The sequence below is a fragment of the Dictyobacter alpinus genome, from assembly GCF_003967575.1.
Lineage (GTDB): Bacteria > Chloroflexota > Ktedonobacteria > Ktedonobacterales > Ktedonobacteraceae > Dictyobacter > Dictyobacter alpinus.
The window spans coordinates 2,967,184-2,987,405 of record NZ_BIFT01000001.1 but is presented as its reverse complement, the minus strand read 5'-3'; the positions used below and the strand labels follow the sequence as shown (position 1 = coordinate 2,987,405).

Annotated in this window: 18 protein-coding genes; 14 read left to right on the top strand and 4 right to left on the bottom strand. The window is 49.4% G+C overall.

From position 1 onward, the window contains the following. The first annotated feature begins 102 nt into the window (after positions 1–102). From EL633_RS11840 to EL633_RS11815, 6 genes are all read left to right on the top strand, one after another. A complete protein-coding gene (locus tag EL633_RS11840; RefSeq protein ID WP_161982093.1) occupies positions 103–837 on the top strand; it encodes an RNA polymerase sigma factor in 735 nt (244 codons plus the stop codon). A gap of 259 nt (positions 838–1,096) precedes the next feature. Next, entirely contained in the window at positions 1,097–1,393 is a 297-nt protein-coding gene (locus EL633_RS11835; RefSeq protein WP_126627377.1) for a hypothetical protein, read from the top strand. 65 nt (positions 1,394–1,458) lie between these two features. Then, positions 1,459–2,814: a lipopolysaccharide biosynthesis protein gene (locus EL633_RS11830; protein WP_126627376.1), complete on the top strand. Its 1,356-nt coding sequence runs from the start codon at positions 1,459–1,461 to the stop codon at positions 2,812–2,814. A gap of 17 nt (positions 2,815–2,831) precedes the next feature. Further along, complete coding sequence (locus EL633_RS11825; protein WP_161982092.1) at positions 2,832–5,042, top strand: glycosyltransferase; 2,211 nt, start codon at positions 2,832–2,834, stop codon at positions 5,040–5,042. Between the two features lie 246 nt (positions 5,043–5,288). Continuing rightward, complete coding sequence (gene lepB, locus EL633_RS11820; RefSeq protein WP_218027467.1) at positions 5,289–5,837, top strand: signal peptidase I; 549 nt, start codon at positions 5,289–5,291, stop codon at positions 5,835–5,837. Between the two features lie 16 nt (positions 5,838–5,853). Further along, the gene (locus tag EL633_RS11815) at positions 5,854–6,444 is read left to right on the top strand and encodes a hypothetical protein (protein WP_126627374.1); all 591 of its coding nucleotides are present in this window, start codon (positions 5,854–5,856) and stop codon (positions 6,442–6,444) included. Between the two features lie 110 nt (positions 6,445–6,554). Here the strand turns inward: EL633_RS11815 and EL633_RS11810 are convergent, their stop codons facing one another. The 3 genes from EL633_RS11810 to EL633_RS11800 form a co-directional block, all read right to left on the bottom strand. Further along, a complete protein-coding gene (locus tag EL633_RS11810; RefSeq protein WP_126627373.1) occupies positions 6,555–7,064 on the bottom strand; it encodes a nuclear transport factor 2 family protein in 510 nt (169 codons plus the stop codon). An 82-nt stretch (positions 7,065–7,146) separates the two neighbouring features. Then, positions 7,147–7,659 (bottom strand): peptidylprolyl isomerase, encoded by a 513-nt coding sequence (locus EL633_RS11805; RefSeq protein WP_126627372.1) that lies wholly within the window; start codon positions 7,657–7,659, stop codon positions 7,147–7,149. Positions 7,660–7,912: 253 nt separating this feature from the next. Continuing rightward, positions 7,913–8,836: a peptidylprolyl isomerase gene (locus EL633_RS11800; RefSeq protein WP_126627371.1), complete on the bottom strand. Its 924-nt coding sequence runs from the start codon at positions 8,834–8,836 to the stop codon at positions 7,913–7,915. A gap of 844 nt (positions 8,837–9,680) precedes the next feature. Here EL633_RS11800 and dnaB point away from each other — a divergent pair. Genes dnaB through EL633_RS37275 form a run of 3 tightly spaced genes read left to right on the top strand, consistent with a single transcriptional unit; the run spans position 9,681 to position 13,368 of the window. Next, entirely contained in the window at positions 9,681–11,015 is a 1,335-nt protein-coding gene (gene dnaB, locus EL633_RS11795) for a replicative DNA helicase (protein WP_126627370.1), read from the top strand. A gap of 17 nt (positions 11,016–11,032) precedes the next feature. Continuing rightward, the gene (locus EL633_RS11790; protein ID WP_126627369.1) at positions 11,033–11,779 is read left to right on the top strand and encodes a DnaD domain-containing protein; all 747 of its coding nucleotides are present in this window, start codon (positions 11,033–11,035) and stop codon (positions 11,777–11,779) included. Further along, the gene (locus tag EL633_RS37275) at positions 11,725–13,368 is read left to right on the top strand and encodes an ATP-binding protein (RefSeq protein WP_218027466.1); all 1,644 of its coding nucleotides are present in this window, start codon (positions 11,725–11,727) and stop codon (positions 13,366–13,368) included. Before EL633_RS11790 ends, EL633_RS37275 begins: the two co-directional genes overlap by 55 nt. 136 nt (positions 13,369–13,504) lie before the next feature. On the opposite strand, the gene EL633_RS11780 is transcribed toward EL633_RS37275, so the two are convergent. Then, positions 13,505–14,422 carry an MmyB family transcriptional regulator gene (locus EL633_RS11780; RefSeq protein WP_126627368.1) on the bottom strand — a complete coding sequence of 306 codons (918 nt, stop codon included), beginning with the start codon at positions 14,420–14,422 and terminating at the stop codon, positions 13,505–13,507. 209 nt (positions 14,423–14,631) lie between these two features. Here EL633_RS11780 and EL633_RS11775 point away from each other — a divergent pair, with 209 nt between their 5' ends. The 5 genes from EL633_RS11775 to EL633_RS11755 all read left to right on the top strand — a co-directional run bounded on the left by EL633_RS11775 (position 14,632) and on the right by EL633_RS11755 (position 19,973). Then, entirely contained in the window at positions 14,632–15,375 is a 744-nt protein-coding gene (locus EL633_RS11775) for an SDR family NAD(P)-dependent oxidoreductase (RefSeq protein WP_126627367.1), read from the top strand. Positions 15,376–15,680: 305 nt separating this feature from the next. Then, positions 15,681–16,331, top strand: coding sequence for a ClpP family protease (locus tag EL633_RS11770; protein WP_126627366.1), 651 nt, complete (start codon positions 15,681–15,683; stop codon positions 16,329–16,331). Positions 16,332–16,545: 214 nt separating this feature from the next. Beyond that, positions 16,546–17,271 (top strand): class I SAM-dependent methyltransferase, encoded by a 726-nt coding sequence (locus EL633_RS11765; protein WP_126627365.1) that lies wholly within the window; start codon positions 16,546–16,548, stop codon positions 17,269–17,271. Positions 17,272–17,342: 71 nt separating this feature from the next. Continuing rightward, positions 17,343–18,161, top strand: a complete 819-nt coding sequence (locus tag EL633_RS11760; RefSeq protein WP_126627364.1) for an alpha/beta fold hydrolase — start codon at positions 17,343–17,345, stop codon at positions 18,159–18,161. A 3-nt stretch (positions 18,162–18,164) separates the two neighbouring features. After that, on the top strand, positions 18,165–19,973 hold the full coding sequence (locus tag EL633_RS11755; protein ID WP_126627363.1) for an NAD(P)/FAD-dependent oxidoreductase: 1,809 nt from the start codon (positions 18,165–18,167) through the stop codon (positions 19,971–19,973). Positions 19,974–20,222 lie beyond the last annotated feature (249 nt).

Here is a 20,222-nt window from a genome sequence, read left to right as displayed (position 1 = left end):
ATGCACAAATTCATGAGCGGGCACACCTTGTTCACATGTATACCGTATGTTATATTTCTGTATATAGTTTGTACAGTAATCTCTAGCAGGAGGAGAAATCTCATGGTCACAGCCACAGCCCAAGCTCAAGAGACCATCTTAGTACCGGATGAAAGTGTAGAACTGCCAGATAATATACATGCTGAGATCGAGTCACAGGAACAGGAAATTGATGAGGCAGAGGATAAGCCTGAGTTTTTGGAACAGGAGCTATTGGTGACGCGCGCCATTCAGGGCGATCAGGCCGCATTTGGGGAGATTGTTGATCAATATAGTACTCTCATGTTGCGCACTGCATCGATGATTGTCGGTGACCGTGATATTGCTGAGGATGTGGTTCAGGATGCCCTTATTCAGGCCTGGCACCATCTAGGTGATCTGCGCAAAGCCGGTGCTCTGCGTCCATGGTTGATGCGTATTGTGGTTAATCAGTGCATCAGCTTTAAGCGGCGTCTGGCCCGTACAACTGCCTTTATGCGTCAGGCTTTGTCAGAGCAAGAAACAGATCTTATGGCTCAGGCGGCCGATGATTATAAAGGACGTATGGAACGGGATTGGGACCTGGCTCGGGCGATTGAGAGTCTGCCACTGAAACAACGTGTGGTGATTGTTTTGCATTATTATAATAGCATGACATTACCGGAAATGGCCCAGACGTTACAGACTTCCGAGAATACATTGAAAAAACGTATTCAGGCTGCCCTGACAAATCTTAGACGCATCTTACGCTCTCCTGCAATGGAAGATGAAGAGACTCCAGGCGGGGTGATCGCTGGCCTTGTGCCTTCGGCCGCATAATGACAAAGGTACATTCATGTATAAAGAGATGAGTGGCAGTGAGCATTGCATACCCGTTATTTCTTTTCTGCACGCGATGCTTTTACACTGCCACTTATCTCTTTTTTTGATTTCTTAACAACATTCCTCTGATATTAATGCGTTTACAACCAATCTAGTACTCCTGAACCCGGTTTTTTAACTGTATACTGTGATACAGTATGGTACAATTATGGTTGTACCTGATGGTGAAAGTAGAAGAGGTGGAGGTGTGGTACACATGTACTGTACAATTGATTGGCTGGCTTCTTTAACTCCTGAAATGACGATGGTTCCTGCAGATACTGTCTTCCTGCACAACCAGCAGCAGCGCTCGCTAACTGCTATCTATCCTCATATACCGGGACTCCTTTTCTCTTCTCCTGATACGTTAGTTGATCTGGCGATACGTGTGCTTTCGTTATCGGCCGACCAGGAAACAGTGGCGCAGCATACACAATCTTCTCCTGAGATCAATGCGGTTGAAGCTGATGTGTCAACGCTTGATACAGACTTTGCACTATTTCTTGATGCTTAGAGCACGTTCAATTGAGAAGCTAGATTATAGTGGTGTGCTACGTGTGGTGAGGAGTAAAAAATACTATGGTGGGTGGAAGGGATATGGCGGCGGCACAGTCCTATGCAATCCGTGACAAACATTCAGCTCCGACGAAGCGCAATCATACGCGCATCTGGAAAAATAGTGTCCTGACTGGCTCTATGCTTATTAATGTAAGCATTTACATTCTCATTGCCCGCTCTCTTGGGCCACATGTGTTTGGTAGTTATTTATTTGCTCAATGGCTGGCTTCGGTGACAATTCCAATGCTGGGTACAGGGATGTCGACACTGGCCAGTCGCCAGATTGCTGAGACGCAGAGCCGCGAGTCACCACGTTTAATGGCGGGTATCTTCTATTTTTTGTGGTATCGTCAACATCGCAGTATCCTCTGGTATTGCCTGGCCTACCTGCTGCTCTCTTTTGTCCTGACACATATTTTTCATGATTTCTCTCCAGGACTCCTGCTCCTTTCCTGCCTGGCAACGCTGCCTTTGCTTTTGAGTAGCGTTGCGGGTATTACACTGCGTAGTCTGCGGCGCTCTGATTTGCTGATTATGCTTAACCTGTTTGGACATCTGCTGACGCTGCTCTTTATTCTTATTTCAACTCAGATCAATGAAGAGCCGGTTGAGTCGTTCATCCTGGCCTTTACATTATCACATACGATTACACTTGTACTGGCGGTGATCTGTGTCGTAAGCCTGCTGCCACTGGAGCAGGCCCTGGCTCCGGGAATTTTTCTTAAGGAACGCCTGATCCATAATATGCACCTCTCACGGCTGCATTTTGCGCTTGATGCGATTGTCTGGCAACGTAGTGAGTTATTGTTACTGGCATTCTGGCATAATTCTGAGGTTCTTGGCTTTTATGCCCTGAGTGCGATTATCAGCACCAGGATTATTGGCTTAGCGCCGGCGCTCTTTTCACAGTGGATTTTCCCTCTAGTTATACGTTATCTCCCCCGCCATCGTTACTTGAACCAGTATGATGCCTTTGTCAAAACCTCTTGCTACATTATTTTTCTGGCGGTCCCTATCTGTACGGTGATGATCCTGCTCTGCCCACATATTCTAGCGCTTTTCTTCGGCTCGGCTTATCTTCCAATGGTAAAACCATTACGCATCCTGCTCATTGCGGCTGTCTTTGGCAGTATCGCCACGGTCGGACTTACCCATATGGCCAGCCAGGAACAGCATGATATGCAACATATTCAGCGCATTCAGCAGGAGTTTAATCTTGGCGTGGCCTGCCTGAAGATTGTGCTGGCGCTTCCTCTTGTTCTCCTATGGGGTATGGTTGGAGCCGCTATTGCCAGTACGCTGGCTCAGATTTTTTCGGCTGTCATCTCTATTCTGTTGTGCAAAAAGCTCCTTATGCGACACGAGAAATTGCTTTAAATGGAAGAGGAGAAATTATGAGTATCCGCGATTCGTCTACGCATACCGCTGCTATTTCTATCCGTACAAGATCAACTGGTGCCTTTCGCACTACCGCTAAAACACAATATGAGACCTTTCAGCAGACCCGACCAACCTTTCGCTTTAGCGTAGTTATCTGTACATATAATCGCCGGAATATGGTCCTAGCAACCCTGGCGAGTCTACGCCGCCAGTCTCTTCCGTTCAAGTTTTTTGAGGTAATTGTAGTTGATAATGGCTCTGCTGATGGCACATTTAATGCAATCCAGACCTACCTGAGCGCTAATACTATGTATCAACGTGCGCATGAGGAACAATGGAGTGTACGTTGTTTATTGGAAGAACGCAATGGATTGGCCTATGCACGCAATACCGGGGTTTTATCGGCCTCGGGCGAGATCCTGGTCTTTTTAGATGATGATGTGCTGGTCGATCAGCATTTTCTGGAGCAGCTCCTGGCAACGTATGAGGAGACGCCCGCTGATGCTGTTGGCGGCTCTGTCAATCTCCATTGGGAATCCTATAAGCCTTACTGGCTCACTAGCGATATGCTGGATACCTTTGGTTATTATATGCCGTTCCATTCACGTACGCAATTACCTGATGATTTGAATTTTAGTAATAGTTGTTTTTCGATTCGCCGCCAGGTACTGCAACAGCTTGGCGGCTTCTCTCCTTTTCTGACCAGGCGCTTACATACGCCGCTCAATGTGGAGGCGTTGGATCTCTGTCGCCGCTTGCGGCAACAACGTTATAAGCTCTGGTATGAGCCTGCGGCTCAGGTCTCGCATCGTGTTGCCGCTGCGCGTCTGGCGCGTCCTTTTCTGGTTGGGCGTGCCTACTGGCAGGGGCGCTCAGAGATACTGGCTGAGTATGCCCATATTGGACGTTATCAAGATGTAACTGGTGGCTCTGTGTCGCAGACGGTGCGCTCACTTCTTTCTGAACTGCGAGTGTTGCTGCCAATCATCTTTATTGAACGCTTATTGCTCTCACTGGCACATAGACCTAGCAGCGAACGACTCCTGGCGGCAATGGGACAGGCACATAGTTGGGGCCGTATCCGCCAACTGTTGCTATTGAGTAATCATGCACCCAAGCTGGTGCAGACTCCCTTTGTGCTGATGATTCAGGCTCAGAAACACGATGCGGATGGCCTTGTGCAGGCTTTGCTAAAGCAAGGCGTTTATTGTACAACCAGTATCGCGAACATCCCTTTTTCCTGGATCTGGCGCCATCGAGCTTACAAGGAGGCGGCAATAGGGATTGTGCATTTCTATCGGCCCGGTGCGTTTGAGTTGAATCACTGGCAGCGTCAACAGCTCTTGTTTAAGCTCTGGCTGGCCCAAAAATTGGGACTGGCAGTGGTCAGTACTGATGTCGGTGGCTGGTGGCATAATGTACGCTCGCTACAACATGCTGGTAGACGCGCCTTTGAACGTAGGATTTTTGCTTGCAGCCATATGGTGTATACCTCTACCCGCCTGCCAGAACAGTTTTATCAACAATATTCATGGAGGAAACGCTCGCGCTTTCTAGCATATCCAGGACTACGTGCAACCTTGCCTTCTACTATTAATCGTCTACTAGCATACACACAACTTGGTATCCCCTCTGACAGCGATTATGTTTTTCTCTGCCTGATGCATATGCATACGGAACGCGAGGTACTTCAATGTATTGAGGCCTTTTCAGAAATGCGTACCCAGTTGTTAAGGTCTGCGTCTACGGCACCTCTGGCTCCCCAACTGCTTCTCGTTGGAATGCCACGGGACAAAAAAGGGGTAGCCAATATTGTGAAGCGCGCAGCTTTAAATTCCTCCCTGCATATCTTTTTAGAATATCGGCCCGAAGACCTTGCGCTCTATGTGGCGGCCTGCGATGCGTTAGTCATGCCTTATTGTAAAGTAAAGTCCGCGGGCGAGCCTGATATCGCCATGCTTTTTTACTCTTATGAACGCGTCGTTATTTCTCCCAATTTACCGCGCTTCCATGGCCTGATACCCCAGCATGCAGGCATCCTCTATACGCCCGATAACCATTCCTCCCTGGTACAGGCTTTCTTGTTGGCTCCAAAACGATCATTTAAGCATACAGAAAAAGAGGCGGCTGTCCTTGACTATCATCATAGCTGGCGCAACTACGCATTAATTTTATTGGATAGCTATCAATCACTGCTGAATACCTTAAAAAAGAAAAAATCGTGATAGCTGAACGTTTACTTTTAACAGCCGCCACCATATAAGCTATAATGGTGGCGGCTGTTTTTGGCTCTCTGCTCTTGAGTAGATCACAGTATCCTTATTTCATTTCAGCAAAAGTGGCTATACAGGTTGTGAAAGCCGGGCAGTAATCAGTTATAATAGGAGACAGTAAAAAAAGAGGATCCGCACAGGGTAACCTATGATTGATCCTGTTATGTAATTTCTTCAGAAATTAAGAAAGTTTTTGCGTTGAAACGTTCACAGTTGATCCGTGAGCTTGTCGAGATAATCGCGCTCGCCCTGGTGATCTTTCTGGTTGTACGCTTTGTGGTTCAGAGCTATCGCGTTGATGGGCCGAGTATGCAACCTGGACTTGTCACAAATGAGTTTGTGATGGTCAATAAGCTCTCTTATGTATTTCAGAAACCTGAACGAGGTGATGTGATTGTTTTCCATTACCCAAAGGATGTGAAACAAGATTTTATTAAGCGCATTATTGGCCTGCCTGGAGATACCATTACGACTGATCGCGAACATGTGATGGTTAATGGTAAACTTCTTAAGGAACCTTATATCAGCCTGGCTTACAATTCAGAAGGTAAAAGCTGGCAGGTTCCAGCTGACCAGTATTTTGTCATGGGAGATAATCGACCAGTCAGTTCTGATTCTCGTTTCTGGGGGTATGTGCCAAAGGATTATATTGTTGGCAAGGCCGCAATAACCTTCTGGCCACTGAATACTATCAGGGCAATCGACACCTATTCGGATGTCTATAAGGACATCCCCAAACAAAAATAAGAGGGACCATACCACGATGTCAAACTCGGACAATTATTCTCCAGCTTCACGCCCGGAGTCAGGTCAGTATGCTGATGATCGCGAATTTTTTGAGTCGCTGACTCTACCACCTCATGGACTGGCTCTGGCTCTGGGTATTGGATGCCTGGGAGGCATACTGGCTGCCGTTCTTTCTATCGCGATCAGGTTTGCGAATTCTTCGGTATTCCAGGAAGTCGCACGCCAGGGTGATAAGATTTCATACAATACCGCCTTATATATTACAGGTCTGGGCTGCCTGAGCTATATCATAGGTCTCGTCCTGTCGTTCGTGGCTGGTTTTCTGGTTGGAAAACGTGCAGTACGTCGTCTGTATGGTTTTTATGCCGGGGCTCTTGCTGGAGGTATTTCTTATCTTGTCCCCGCTTTGATCAGTATGCTACCCGGTTTTGCTAATGGCATGAGTAGTACGGCTCCGACTACCTCTAACTTCATACTTGGCATAGTTATCTGGACCTTGATCTGGGCTTTAAGTGGCGCCCTGCTTGGTCTCTGGGGTACATTCACTGCGACAAAGAAGCATCCCTATTATCTGGCGAAGAAGGCCGCTGCGGCTGCCGCTGAGTAGCATTTTCATATTCACAGGGACGGTGTTGGTTGTGCCGCTTAACCGTCCCTATACCAGTAATAATACCGATAGGTACCAATGGGTCTATCGTACATTCCCCCATCAAATGCTTAACCTGCCGTTGCGTCATCGTCTCTCGTACCGGTTCCAGAAAACTCATCATTGATGAGTGGAAGTTCGGAGCCTATTTGCTGCAGCAAGCCTGAAAAGTCTCCACCTGTAACATTTTCAAATGCTAATTTCTTGACGCGACCATCCTCTACCTCATAGGTGACACGAGTCTGTGGTAGGGTCACACTTACACCACTGGCAGGAATGTTCTCAAGGCCCAGCATGGGGAGTGAGAGTGTATCTGTGTGGGTTCCTGTAATGATTGTGCTCGCGGTGACTGTATTGGCTCCCTGCTCGCTACGTGCCACATCGGCCAGTCCGTAAGAAAAATCTGGCATGGCCACCAGTAACGCATCCTGCAAGCTTAAAAATTGCTCTTTACTTAAGGTTTTTGGCAGAAAACCCGCCATAGTAAATGCATCATCGAGTGTGCTGGCCGCGAGCTCGCTATCTCCCGCTTGCAGGGCCGCCATCAATGTCTTCACCGTCTCAACCCTATTTGTACTCATGCAGTTAGCTCCTTGTAGCTCAAAAATATGCTTCCCCCGGTCCAGTGTATGGGCCGGGGGAAGTACAGCAGATACAGCGTGCTTAATTTTCGACAATCTCGATAAAGTGCAGTGTATCGCCAGGGCGACGGTCGCGCATTGGATCACGCTCGCGCAGGGAGCGGAGTACATCCAGTCCCTTGGAGATTTTTCCAAAAACGCCATGTTTACCATTCAAGTGTGGCGTAGAATCATACGTCAGGAAGAACTGGGAACCATTGGTGTTAGGACCAGCATTCGCCATCGACAGGATACCAGGACCCTCGTGTTTGAGGGCTAAGGCGCCTTTCTCATCGTCAAAACGATAGCCTGGGCCACCACGACCAGAACCTTCGGGATCTCCACCCTGTGCCATAAAGCCACCAATGACACGATGGAATGTGGTGTTGTTGTAGAAACCATCACGGGCAAGGAAAACAAAGTTGTTTACGGTCTGAGGGGCCTCAGCCGCGAACAGGTCGACGGTGATGTCGCCTTTGTCGGTATGGAAAATTGCCGTGTATTTCTTGCTCGGATCAATCTGCATTGCTGGTGGAGCACTATATTGCTTTGCCAAGAATATTTCTCCTTCCAATTACGTAAAAACGGTTTCCGTAGACACCGCCTTTACAGGTTAAGGGCCTCCTACACTTATAGGAAGCCCTTAACATTTTATGGTATCCTGTCAAGTTTAGCGAGTGATAGGAAAGTGGGGATGCAAGGGGCGGCCAGCCCCTTGACTGGGAGTTCGGGGGCTGTGCTCCCGGCTCCTCCCCTCCTCTCGCTCGCGTAGCGGGCGCATCACCCATCAAACGAAGTTTGGCAAAATACTATTTGGAAACTGCTTTGACGACAACATAATTCATGACATCAGCTTTACCATTCCCGTTTTCAACGAGATTCAGTTGCTTAGCCACATTTAAACCCTGAACAACATGTCCAAACAGGTTGTATTGCTTGCCAAGTTTGCTGGAGTTGTCCGCAATGTCGATAAAGAACTGGCTACCATTGGTATTAGGACCTGAGTTAGCCATGGCGACGGTACCTTCTGTATATGATCCCTGAACTGGCTCATCGGCGAACTGATAGCCTGGGCCACCATTGCCACTTCCATCGGGATCTCCACCCTGAGCGACGAAATCTTTGACGACGCGGTGGAAGGTCAAACCATCATAAAAGTGCTTCTGGGCCAGGAAGACAAAATTATTGACGGTCTTCGGGGCAAGTTTGGGATCCAATTCAAGTACGATTAAACCACGGTTGGTATTGATACCGGCACAGTAGATTTTGTTATTATCGATGACGTTCTCGGACCCTTTGTATTTGTGGGTAATCTTCTTGACTTGATCAGCGGTCAGGGGCGCATCTTTCTTTGTGACGGCGCTGACGACGTCTTTAGCTGCACAGACAGAGGCTGCATCAGTTACACTGCTAACGGCGGTTGTCGGCGTTGCAGCGGGCGTCGCGGCGGTTGTTGCAGCGGCTTTGGGTGTCGCGGTTGGAGCGACTTTGGCCTGCGCAAACGGTGGATAATGATTGACGTACAGGGCAGCGAAAATACCGGCTACGATCAGGCATAAAATAATTACGGATGCCCAGGGATAGCGAGCAATTCCACGGGCAGGGGCCTTGTAACCGGGAGCATTTCGTCGCTCGCCTGAGTTTCTGGCCTCTAAATCTGGCAGTTGGGTGGAATGTGCCCGGGCAATCTTGGCGGCCCGTCTGGCTTCGGCGCGTTTGGTTGTCTTTGGCATGAGGTGTGTTTTGATGCTCCTTCTTGATTACATGACCGACACAAGCTTGTGTGTTTATTGGTCTATAATAACCTTACTACATTTTATGGTCAAGACCTGTTTGATCCAGGTTCTTTATCGGCTGACTTATGGATCTAGCATCCTCTTCGCCTGACACTCTTTTATTATAGCAGGCAAGCAATCGCCATAAAAAAATAGCCTAGCCCATGATTCCCCCCTCCCTGTTTTAAATGGCATCAGGTTATCCACATATTCAGGCAATTTTGGTGGATAACCCGGTGGATAACTATGTGGATAAATGGGGAAAACTATCTTCTTGCTGTGGATAACGTGAAAAAACATCTCTATGTGCCGCTTTTATTATGTATTACTGGTCAGTAGATGCCTGCTTATCCACATAAAACCTCAATATTCTCGATTTGATTTCAGACAAAATATTCTGTACACTTTGAGAACACATGAGAATTGTCGATGGCTACTCGTCCCTTTTTTTCTGGCCTGTTTTGCCTGCTTATGGTTGTGTTATACACCTGGTTGGAAAATGGCTCGACTTCTCATTCAAGGGAAAAAACCGGAAGTTTATTTATGCGATCAAATGTTCGAGGATATGCTATAATGCTTGTTACTGCCGAACAAATATCCTGACCCATAGACACGGGATGCATAGCTAAAAAACCACGAGCTGCAGACAAGCTTTTACCTGATTTTGCTGAATTTTCTGCCCTTCTCACATGGGAAGGGATAGCTGACGCCAAAAACACAGCAATTTATGCTCGTTCGCTTGCAAATGGCGTAAAATAATAGAAGTACATAACATAAGTAAGTAGATGCTGGAGTCGAAGAAGTGGAAAAACTGTTACCGCAAAATGTAGAGGCCGAGTCTGGAGTCCTCGGTAGTATTATTATCGACCCGGAGGCGATTGTCCAGGTCGCTGATTTTTTGATGGCCGAGGATTTTTATCGCGATGCACACCGGACCATCTATGAGACGATTATCCAGCTTTATGAGCAGCGTGAGGCAGCTGACTTTATTACGATTTGTGATGAGCTTGAGCGCAAAAGCAAGCTTGAAGAGGTGGGGGGCGCGAGCTATATTACGTCCCTGATTAATCAGGTACCGACGAGTGGTAATATTGAGTACTATGGCCGTATCGTTGAGCGTACCGCGATTCTGCGGCGCTTGATTCATGCGGCCGGTGAGATCGCGGCTACGGCTTATGAAGAGGGTGATGCGAGTATCGCTCTGGATAAAGCTGAGAAGCTGATCTTTGGCATTAGCCAGCGTCATGCGCGGGCAGACTTTTCTTCTCTGAGCGAACTGCTGGGCGACTATATGACGAAACTGGATCAGTTGCATGAGCGTCGCGGTACTGTGGTTGGTGTTCCTACTGGCTTTAGCGATCTGGATCGTTTGACGGGTGGTCTACAAAAATCGGACCTGATTATTCTGGCGGCCCGCCCTGCTGTAGGTAAGACCAGTCTTTGCTTGAGTCTGGCCCATAATGCGGCGGTCAAATACAAAAAATCTATTGCGATCTTCAGCCTGGAAATGAGTAAAGAACAGTTGGTCCAACGTTTGCTTTCTATGGATGCCGCGATCGATCAGCAGCGTCTCCGTACAGGTTGGATTGAGGATGACGAGTGGGAGCGGATTGTCTTTGCGATGGGCACGCTGGCCGAAGCGAATATCTGGCTGGATGATACCGCTGGTATTTCAACCATGGAGATGCGCAGTAAGGCCCGCAGGTTACAGGCTGAACATGGTATCGACATGATTATTGTTGACTATCTCCAGCTCATGCAGTCTTCGGCTGGCAAACGCAATGATAACCGTGTACAAGAAATCTCAGAGATCAGCCGGAACCTCAAAGGTCTGGCTCGTGAACTGGATGTTCCTGTTATGGCCCTTGCCCAGCTCTCGCGTGCCGTAGAAAGCCGTCAATCTAAAGTTCCACAACTCTCAGACTTGCGCGAGTCTGGATCAATTGAGCAAGATGCGGATTTAGTTATGTTTATTTATAGAGATGATGTATATAATCCCGATTCTGAACGTAAAAATATTGCCGATATTATTGTTGCTAAACACCGTAATGGACCGGTCGGCGAAGTAAGTCTTTATTTTCAAGCGAACCAGACACGTTTTAGCGATCTGGAAGTCTCACCACCAGCAGACGAATAATTTGGGGGTGACTTGTGATGTCAACTTTTAGTGGCCCGTCCGGGTTCACAGGCTTCCCTACCGGGAAAAATCCTTTTGTGCCTATTCCAGAGGTCTTTTTTACACAACTACTGCCAGAGATCGAAGATAGCGCGGAACTGAAAGTCACGTTGCATATCTTTTATCTGCTGGCCAAACAACGAGGAAATCCTCGCTGCGTTAGTGAACACGAATTATTACATGATCAATTATTGCTGCGTAGCTTGAAACGCCGGGGCGATCCACGACCGTCAGAAGAGCGCTTACGCCTGGGACTGGAACAAGCGGTCGCCAGGGGCACACTTTTGAAAGTACATTTGCATCTGGCAGGTGAAGGCGATGTGGATCTGGTTGGTTGGTTTTTCTTTAATACCGCGCGTAGTCGCAAAGTTGTCGCAGAATTACAGGGAGGTGAAATGATTCCAGCACATCTGCTTACACGCGATGAACAACCTGCTGACGAAAATGAGGTTGCCGTTGCAGCAGGTGTGTATGCTAGTTCTATAGGCTACAATAGCATTCGCCCTATGCACATTGAGGTAGAACGTCCAAATATTTTTGTATTATATGAGCAAAATATTGGCTTATTATCACCAATGATAGCGGATGAATTAAAAGACGCAGCCGATCACTATCCACAGGATTGGATTGAAGCAGCTTTTCGTGAAGCTGTTGAGCAGAATAAACGTAAATGGAGTTATATTCGCGCCATTCTCAGGCGCTGGGAAACGGAAGGCAGGCAGTAATGGAGCGCCTCAATGAAATATTCGATCGAACCGGGCGGCGTCACCCTCTTTCCGAGCAACGAGCACATACACGCACGCCACAATCACAAGGATCTGCCAACCGTCGCTTTGTAGCGGATCCGCAGTCTCGTCCTGCCCAAAAATATCAGCCGGGTGCATCGTCTCCATCTTATCCACAAAGTCCTTATCCATCTTCTCGTGCACCACGCCATTATTCACAGTTTCAGCAGGAGGCAGGCCATACCGAGGGCCGTTCCTATTCTGAACCGGTCTCTCGCACCGATCATGCGACCTATCCCTCGTCGTATCCTCGCCGCACTGGCGTCGATAATGGCTCACCATATCCGGTTCCTTCTCAGCCGCATCATGATCAGCAACATATCCAGCCTTTACAGCCGCGTCCAACCAGCGATTATCATTCTCTACATACGTCCGATGCCTATGCTCCCAGTTCGCGCGCCGATGTGGTGGAGAATTGGGATGATAATGGGATGGGATATGGGGATTGGGAAAAAGATGGCGGCGATTATATCTATGAAGATGAGGAGGAGGAGGTTTATGAAGAGGTTCCCATCAATACCTATCAACCTCCGACGTATCGTTCACGTCCGAATGCGGATTTAGAGCCTCCTTCGCGTGGTACACGCAATAATCTGCATGATACACGTCTGGCTTCGGCGATTGCTAATCAGCAGGCTCGCTCGCAAGAGTTGCCATCGTATCAACGTATTACCCAACCTTTGCATCCACATGCGGTACAGGACATTGGTCGGGAGAGGGAACGGGGTCCGATAACACGTCCAGGACAGACTTCGTCCTCTCGCTATCTGAGGCCGGTGCGTCAGGAGATTGTGCCACCTGGACCACAGGAGATGATGCCGTCCCCTCCGATTATGGATAAAGGGGTCTGCCCCAGGTGCAGGGGCGCTGGCTATCTGCGGGCGGATGTGCCTTTTGGTCATCCCAACTTTGGGAAACCAATTGCTTGCGAGTGTAAAGAGTCTGAGCGTAAAGAGAAGCGTCGCCAGCAGTTACGCGATATGTCAAATATGGATGCTTTCCGCAACCAGAGCTTTCGCTCGTTCAGCATGCATACTCCTGGTGTCGAGGAGGCGTATAAGGCCGCCACGGCCTTCGCGCAGAATCCCAGTGGCTGGCTGGTCCTGGTAGGCCCCAACGGCTGCGGGAAAACACACCTGGCCGCAGCCATCGCGAACTTAAGTCTTGATAGTGGGGCGGTCGTGCTATTTGAAGCTGTTCCAGATTTACTGGATCATCTGAGGGCGGCCTTTGCGCCTACAGCGACCGAGATTTATGATCAGCTCTTCTCTAAGATGCGCGAGGCAGAGTTACTCGTACTCGATGATCTGGGTGCCCAACAAAGCTCTCCCTGGGCCAATGAGAAGCTGTTCCAGTTGCTCAACTATCGCTACAATCTGGCGATGCCAACGGTCATCACGGCTAATCTAAAAGGCTTACAGGCCGTCGATGAACGCATCCGTTCACGCTTAAACGATCGTAGCCTGGTAAACCATATCAGCATGGATCGCGCCCGTGATTTTCGACCACAAAATGTCCGTAAGCGCTAATCCGCGTGACGTTTATGTACAGGCAAATTGATACTGGCAGGTTGTTCTTTGTTATTGATATTATATGCCGCAAAGAACAATCTGCTACTTTTTTGAGAAAAAAAAACCATCAGCGCAAGTCACTACCCACGACAGGCTACAAGCTTACACAGCCCACCGAGGTATATACCGCACGTGCCGCCTCATCAACCGGTAAAAATGCCGAGACCGCCGGATAGATTTTGCTGCTGACAGAGACCAGCATTTGTCGTACACGTATGGAGAGCACCTCGCCAGTGGGCGCCATGCGAGCAAGCATTATCTTTGTCGGCGCGTCCTCCTGCCGGGTTGCTTCTCGCGCCTTTTCCCAGTACTCTTGAAAGTCTGGGAACTCCTCGCACCACTGCTGAACGATCTGCTGATACCAGGCATCGTGCTGAGAGTACACGTTCTGCTGTTGGAAGAGTTGAAGAGCATACATCACGTGTTTTTGCCACAGGGCATGTGCTTCTGCATTGATCATAGGGTTTGCTTGCCTGCATACCTTCGGGTGAAAGAGGAAATATATGGTGTTGCGCTGATGCGCTGGAAGCGTCTCCAGAGGCGGCAATCCCAGGAGGCGCAGAAAGAACGTGTTGGCGGCCTGGACCTGTAGCGTGTGCGTGACTACGATGGCTGGATAGGGCAATGCCTCCATAAGGATTTGCGCCTGCTCCAAGGCTTGCCGCAACTCCTCGCCTTCCAACAGTGGCTGTTCCGGAAGGTAGTGTGCTGCCAGTAATAAATCGTTGCGCTCACGCAGGCTGCATTCCAGATAATCGGCAATCTGCATCAGCAGGGAACTACTCGGCAACCGCTGGGAGCGTCCTCGTAGCCAGTTTTTATAGGTCGGACAGGCTTCGTCAGTGAGTTCTTCTTGCGTAAAACGCTTCAACTGCGGATGACGCTTCTCGCGATAGTCCTCCTGGCGTCTGATCCGCACCGCTTCAATGACTTCCAGCAGCTGATGTAACACACGCGCTTGCTCTTTGGAGGGCGCACGCTCCTCGCTCATCATAGATTGGTGTAATGGCATCTTTCTCTCACCTCCTTCAATCCGCTCTCGATCCGAGACATAAGAGCCGGGGGTCGAAAAGTCAAGTGTATTTTTACACTTGGTACAACAACGGCTTCCTTCTATACTATTCCCACGTCCTGCTTCGCTTGACAACGCAGAAACGCTGGTCAAGCGAAGCATGGAAGCTCGTAACACATATCAATAGAAAAGAAAGAGGTATCTCTCCGATGGGAAAACTTGATGGAAAAGTGGCCGTTATTACTGGCTCGAGTAGTGGAATTGGTCTGGCTACGGCAAAGCTCTTTGTCGCAGAGGGCGCATTTGTCTATCTCACTGGTCGCCGACAAGAGGAACTCGATGCAGCAGTCAACCAGCTTGGTAAGCAAGTGACAGCCGTTCAAGGTGACATTGCCAATCTCGAAGATCTTGATCGTTTATATGCGATAGTGAAACAACGCCATGGCAAAATAGACATTCTTTTTGCCAATGCAGGCGTCAATGGGGAATTCCATCCTTTAGGAATGATCAACGAAGCCCAATTTGACAAAGTCTCCGACGTGAACGTGAAAGGAACCCTCTTTAGCGTCCAAAAAGCACTCCCTTTGTTGCAGGAGGGCGGAGCCATTGTGCTGACCGCATCGTTTGCTGCCTCTGCGGGCATGACCAACATGAGTGTATATAGTGCAACGAAAGCAGCTATACGGTCATTTTCCCGCACCTGGGCAGTTGAACTAAAAGAGCGCAAGATTCGCGTTAATGTGGTCAGTCCCGGTGCTATTCAAACGCCAAGCATGGATACTGTGATGAGCGATGACGTGAAGGAAGCTCTTGCCGCTTCTCTTCCCATTAACAGAGTCGGTCAAGCAGATGAAGTAGCCAGAGCCGTTTTGTTCCTGGCTTCAGATGAGAGTAGTTATATTACCGGCACTGAGTTGCAAGTTGATGGTGGTGTGTCTGTACCTGGACATTAATGTCCCTCACACCATAAAATGGCAGGGCAATCGCATCTCATTTTTAGCACAGCCTGTAGAGTGCGCCTACAGGTTGAGTTTTAAAAAGCCTCATCCTTGTGATGAGGCTTGCCACTTTCACCCGTGAATTTCGATGTGATTATCCTGGCACTTACCCGCACTTTCTTGCACTCGCATCCTGTAAGTGCTATCATAATGTTAAACGTCCCCCATTTGTGGGTTTCCTCTGCACATTCATTTTTTGCCAACGGCTGATTTCCTAATTGGGAAAATCGGTGACCGTTCATAGATAAAAAGGAGCGCACATGACCAAGTTCGATCCGCGCGATCCAAAATGGATCCAGGGCACTCGTGACATTTTGGAGCCACGAGGTATTATTCCAAATGTTATCGAAACCACACCTCGTGGCACCTACGGTTCGGATCTTTTCTCGCGCCTGTTAAAAGAACGTATCGTATTCATTGGTACACCAATCGATGATATGGTTGCCAACAGTGTTGTCGGACAGTTGCTCTATCTACAAAGCGAAGATGCAACTAAAGATATCAATATGTATATTAATTCCCCAGGCGGCAGCATTTATGCCGGTCTGGCTATCTATGACACTATGCAGTGGTTGCGCCCGGATGTCTCGACTGTCTGCATGGGTATGGCGATGAGCATGGGTGCGGTTCTTCTGGCCGGTGGTGCCAAAGATAAGCGCTACTGCTTGCCAAACTCGACCATGCTGATTCACCAGCCTCTCGGTGGTGCTGAAGGTCAGGCTGCCGATATTGAAATCACTGCTCGTGAGATCTTGCGCTTACGCCGTAGCCTGTATGAGATTCTTTCTCATCATACCGGCCAGACAACCGAGCGCATTCTCCAGGACTCCGACCGTAACTATTATCTGACTGCACAGCAGGCAGTTGAGTATGGTCTGGTTGATGATATCCTCTCTTCTACCAAAGAGTAAGAGAAATTCATCTCCTCGAGCTAGATCTTTCTAGCATCACTCTATAAAAGATAGAGATGTAAAAAAGATGAAGAGGGCCAGGTACTTTGCAGTTGTGTTCCTTTAGAACACTCAGAAAACAAAGCTACCTGGCCCTCTTTCTATCACCTGTGGCGCTCGCTTATGTCATGTATTATAGAGAACTATTAGCTATTTTCACAGGGGCGAAGCTTTTATGACACCACATCTCCGTAAATGGCTGTTTGAAACGCTTTACAAAAATCGCTATCTGTATCGCTTTGCCAGTACGGTCCCTTTTGCGGGACAATGGCGCGTCTGGCAGGGTCTGGTGCTGCCACGTATTCATGGACAGGATATTCTGGAACTGGGCTGTGGCCTGGGAGACCTGCTGGCGGATATGCTGGAGGCTGGCTATATGTGCCGGGCGGTTGAGCATTCTCCTCAGATGGTTGAGGCGGCACGTGCCACATTGCGCCGCCGCCATGTGGGTATCGATGCCTGGATAATCCAGGGATCAGCCCAGCATTTGCCTTTCTCAGATCATTCCTTTGATACTGTGGTCAGCACGTTCCCTTCTGAATATATCTATGATCCCGATACGATTTCTGAGATTGAGCGTGTTTTGCGTCCCGGCGGCCGCCTGGTTGTAATTGAGGGTGCTCACCTTGAACAGGTTGGGTATTTTCAACCGGTGCTCCTACTATTTCACCTGCTGGTCTATGGCTCACGCGCCTTTTCTGCCACAAAGCGCCAGCCGATTGATGGCGATGAACATGACGATGGAGCTTTTACCACTGAAGAGTTACCCGGTATCCCTTTTGGAGCCCTCATTCCTTTAGAGCAGTCCGGTTTGCAGCGTCGCTCGCAACGCGTTCGCAGTCGTCGCTGGCAGGTATTTATTACCATGGGTGAAAAAGCGGTGACGAAAGGGACACCATAAAGTCAGCAGAACTATGTCTCTATAGCTTATACTGACAGTATATTTCTTTTCTATAAGGAGACGATACATATATGTCACAATGGTCTGATGGTGAAATCCTGGCGCATGGTGTCAATTTGCACTACTATCGCACGGGCGGCGCGCATCCTCCGGTCCTGCTACTCCATGGTTTTACTGATAGCGGTTTATGCTGGACGCCTGTCGCGCAGGCATTAGCCAGCGATTATGATGTTATTATGTTTGATGCTCGCGGCCATGGTCGTTCAGGTGCGGCCGCAAATGGTTTCACAACTGAATTGCTGGTCGCGGATGCGCTGGCAGTGATTCAGGAACTCAAGCTTGAACAGGTAGCGCTGCTAGGACACTCAATGGGAGCGCATACGGCGGCCCATGTTACAAAAAAACATCCTGAACTGGTGCGTGCTTTATTGCTGGAGGATCCACCATGGCGTGGTACCCAACTTCCTGAGTTAACGCAGGATGATATAAACGGCTTAAAGCAATGGGAAAGCCATCTACGCATAGTTCAGCAGCAGTCGCTGGCTGAGCGTATTGAGGATGCAAGCGAGTATAATCCTCGCTGGTCTCAAGCAGAGATTCAGCCCTGGGCTGAGGCTCAAGGTCAGTTCCGGCTTGAGGTGTTTTCTCAGGGTCTGGCCCGGGTCACTCAGGAGTGGCAGGTGCTGATGCCTCAGTTGTCCAATCCAACCTTATTAATTACAGGTGATCCAGACCGTGGCGCGATTGTAACGTCCGAGATCGCACAACAGGCACTCGCGACCTGGGATAATGGTACACTGGCCCACATTGATGGTGCCGGCCATAGCATTCGCCGTGATCAGTATGAGCCTTTTATTACTGCTGTTCGTCAGTTCTTAAAAGAAAAGTAACTTATGCAAACAACTATTGAGCAACTCGCCAGCCAGTATCCGCATCTGGCTCAGGCTTTTACTACTATTCCACAGGGAGACCTCCATCTGAAACGCTTGCAAAATCTCAATGACAGCTGGCAAAATTTGCTACAGTCGGGTGAGAGGCGCAGCTATGCGGAAGTGGTTGTCACTGAGGAGCGGCCCTTTGTGCCTGCCAGCGACACGTTTGACATCATCTATGCTGGTGGTGGTTTAAACCTCCTGAACGCGGCGGTGATGACGCGTCGCTACGGCTTTCGCGTCCTGGTCTTTGATCGGTTTACAGTTGGTGCGGTACACCGTGAATGGAATATTTCGCGGGAAGAACTTCAGGAGTTGCTCGATAGTGGTCTGTTGACGTCCGCTGAATTAGAATCGGTGATCCAGCGCGAATATCGCGATGGTTTGATCCGCTTCCACGCGGGCCAGATCAAGGTAGCGCCAGCCGAGCTACATTTAAAGGATGTGTTGAATATCGCCATTGATGCGGAAAAGTTGACGGCCCTCTGTGTGCAAAAGATTCAAGAGCACCAGCCGCGTATGGGTGGCTCAAACATGATTCTGCACAACACCAACTTTGTGCGTTGCGCGGTCCAGCCCTCACGCAGCGTGACCGTGGATGTAGAGCATACATCTGGGGCGCCCCACAGCTATCGGGCACGTCTATTGATTGATGGTATGGGCTCGACATCTCCTATCGCCTGCCAGCTTAACTGTGGCCGCCCCTTCTCGCTGGTCTGCCCAACCGTAGGCACCGTCGCGCGTGGCTATAAACAGGGATCAGAGGCCAACGCGATAGATCCCGAGATCGGCGAGGTCTTGGTTTCAACCGAGGATAGCCGCAATGGTCGCCAGCTCATCTGGGAAGCATTTCCTGGTAAAGGAGATCAGGTCGCCATCTACCTATTTTATTATGCCGAATCTGGTAGCCATGTTGATCTGCTAGAACTTTTTGACGATTTCTTTGCGCTCTTACCAGATTATAAAGATACCAGCGCGGTTGAGATCATCAAACCCGTCTATGGCTTCATTCCCGCCGGCTACAACATCTCGCTCCCCTGGGAGCCTGAAGCTAAGACGCTGGCCTATGATCGCGTCCTCTCGCTGGGTGATGCGGCGGCCTTCCAATCGCCATTAACCTTCTGTGGTTTTGGTTCTTATGTGCGCAACTTGCAGCGCATTACCACACTCCTGTCGCTGGCCCTCAACACCAACAGCTTAAGCGCTGAACAACTCAATCGTATTCGTGCCTCTGAAGCTGTGCCGGCCGTAGCCCGAGCGTTCAGCAAATTCATGATCGCCAAACCGGATAGCGTCGAACCAATCTGGCAAGTTAACGAGACGCTGAACGTCTTTTGCCATGTCCTGCAACAACTCGGACCAAAAATCACCAATGACTTCTTCAAGGACCGTGTAAGCTGGTTAGATTATACCCGCGTTATATTAGGCACACCTGGCTACTATCCAGGCATATACGCCCTGACCCTCAAAACCCTCAGCCCAACCGAAATCATTGGCTGGATTACCGCCTGGCTACAACTGGGTCGTCAATCCCTTTCCTATCAATACTACCGCCTGCTCGCTCCCTGGCTCAACGCAACACCGGGCCGCTTGATCCAGCGCAACCTCAATCGCCTCAATCCCTCATTGGGCCTGCGCAACGCCATCTGGCAAGAAAGCATGGCCCAGATCCAAAGGACACGCCAGGAAAGCAAACCCGGGCGAACTCAACCCTACACCAACACCACTTCCTGGTTCTCCCACCTCATACCCAGATGGCCCGCCGGCTAACCACCGGCCGCCAGAACACAAAATGGTCCCCTCTCATTGCGAGAGGGGACCATTTTGTATAACGTCATAGGACAAGCCCCACGTAGCTGTGACCCTCAGCGGTCACTTGCCACCCGCCGCAGCGTGGTGGCCCAATATCCGGCCTGTTCGGCTCCCCCATCGTTATCACCTCGCCCAGAGAGAGGTCCCCCACGATACGCTCAGGGGAAGGTCCCTTTTGGGCACCGCGTAGGGGCAACGAGCCAGACA

Excerpts from the sequence above, each read along its gene's own strand:
- EL633_RS11790 (WP_126627369.1), top strand. The coding sequence starts at position 11,033 with ATGTCAACTTTTAGTGGCCCGTCCGGGTTCACAGGCTTCCCTACCGGG.
- EL633_RS37275 (WP_218027466.1), top strand. The coding sequence starts at position 11,725 with ATGGAGTTATATTCGCGCCATTCTCAGGCGCTGGGAAACGGAAGGCAG.
- EL633_RS11775 (WP_126627367.1), top strand. The coding sequence starts at position 14,632 with ATGGGAAAACTTGATGGAAAAGTGGCCGTTATTACTGGCTCGAGTAGT.
- EL633_RS11830 (WP_126627376.1), top strand. The coding sequence starts at position 1,459 with ATGGTGGGTGGAAGGGATATGGCGGCGGCACAGTCCTATGCAATCCGT.
- EL633_RS11840 (WP_161982093.1), top strand. The coding sequence starts at position 103 with ATGGTCACAGCCACAGCCCAAGCTCAAGAGACCATCTTAGTACCGGAT.
- EL633_RS11800 (WP_126627371.1), bottom strand. The coding sequence starts at position 8,836 with ATGCCAAAGACAACCAAACGCGCCGAAGCCAGACGGGCCGCCAAGATT.
- EL633_RS11780 (WP_126627368.1), bottom strand. The coding sequence starts at position 14,422 with ATGCCATTACACCAATCTATGATGAGCGAGGAGCGTGCGCCCTCCAAA.
- EL633_RS11810 (WP_126627373.1), bottom strand. The coding sequence starts at position 7,064 with ATGAGTACAAATAGGGTTGAGACGGTGAAGACATTGATGGCGGCCCTG.
- EL633_RS11835 (WP_126627377.1), top strand. The coding sequence starts at position 1,097 with ATGTACTGTACAATTGATTGGCTGGCTTCTTTAACTCCTGAAATGACG.
- EL633_RS11755 (WP_126627363.1), top strand. The coding sequence starts at position 18,165 with ATGCAAACAACTATTGAGCAACTCGCCAGCCAGTATCCGCATCTGGCT.
- EL633_RS11770 (WP_126627366.1), top strand. The coding sequence starts at position 15,681 with ATGACCAAGTTCGATCCGCGCGATCCAAAATGGATCCAGGGCACTCGT.
- EL633_RS11765 (WP_126627365.1), top strand. The coding sequence starts at position 16,546 with ATGACACCACATCTCCGTAAATGGCTGTTTGAAACGCTTTACAAAAAT.
- EL633_RS11760 (WP_126627364.1), top strand. The coding sequence starts at position 17,343 with ATGTCACAATGGTCTGATGGTGAAATCCTGGCGCATGGTGTCAATTTG.
- EL633_RS11815 (WP_126627374.1), top strand. The coding sequence starts at position 5,854 with ATGTCAAACTCGGACAATTATTCTCCAGCTTCACGCCCGGAGTCAGGT.
- EL633_RS11825 (WP_161982092.1), top strand. The coding sequence starts at position 2,832 with ATGAGTATCCGCGATTCGTCTACGCATACCGCTGCTATTTCTATCCGT.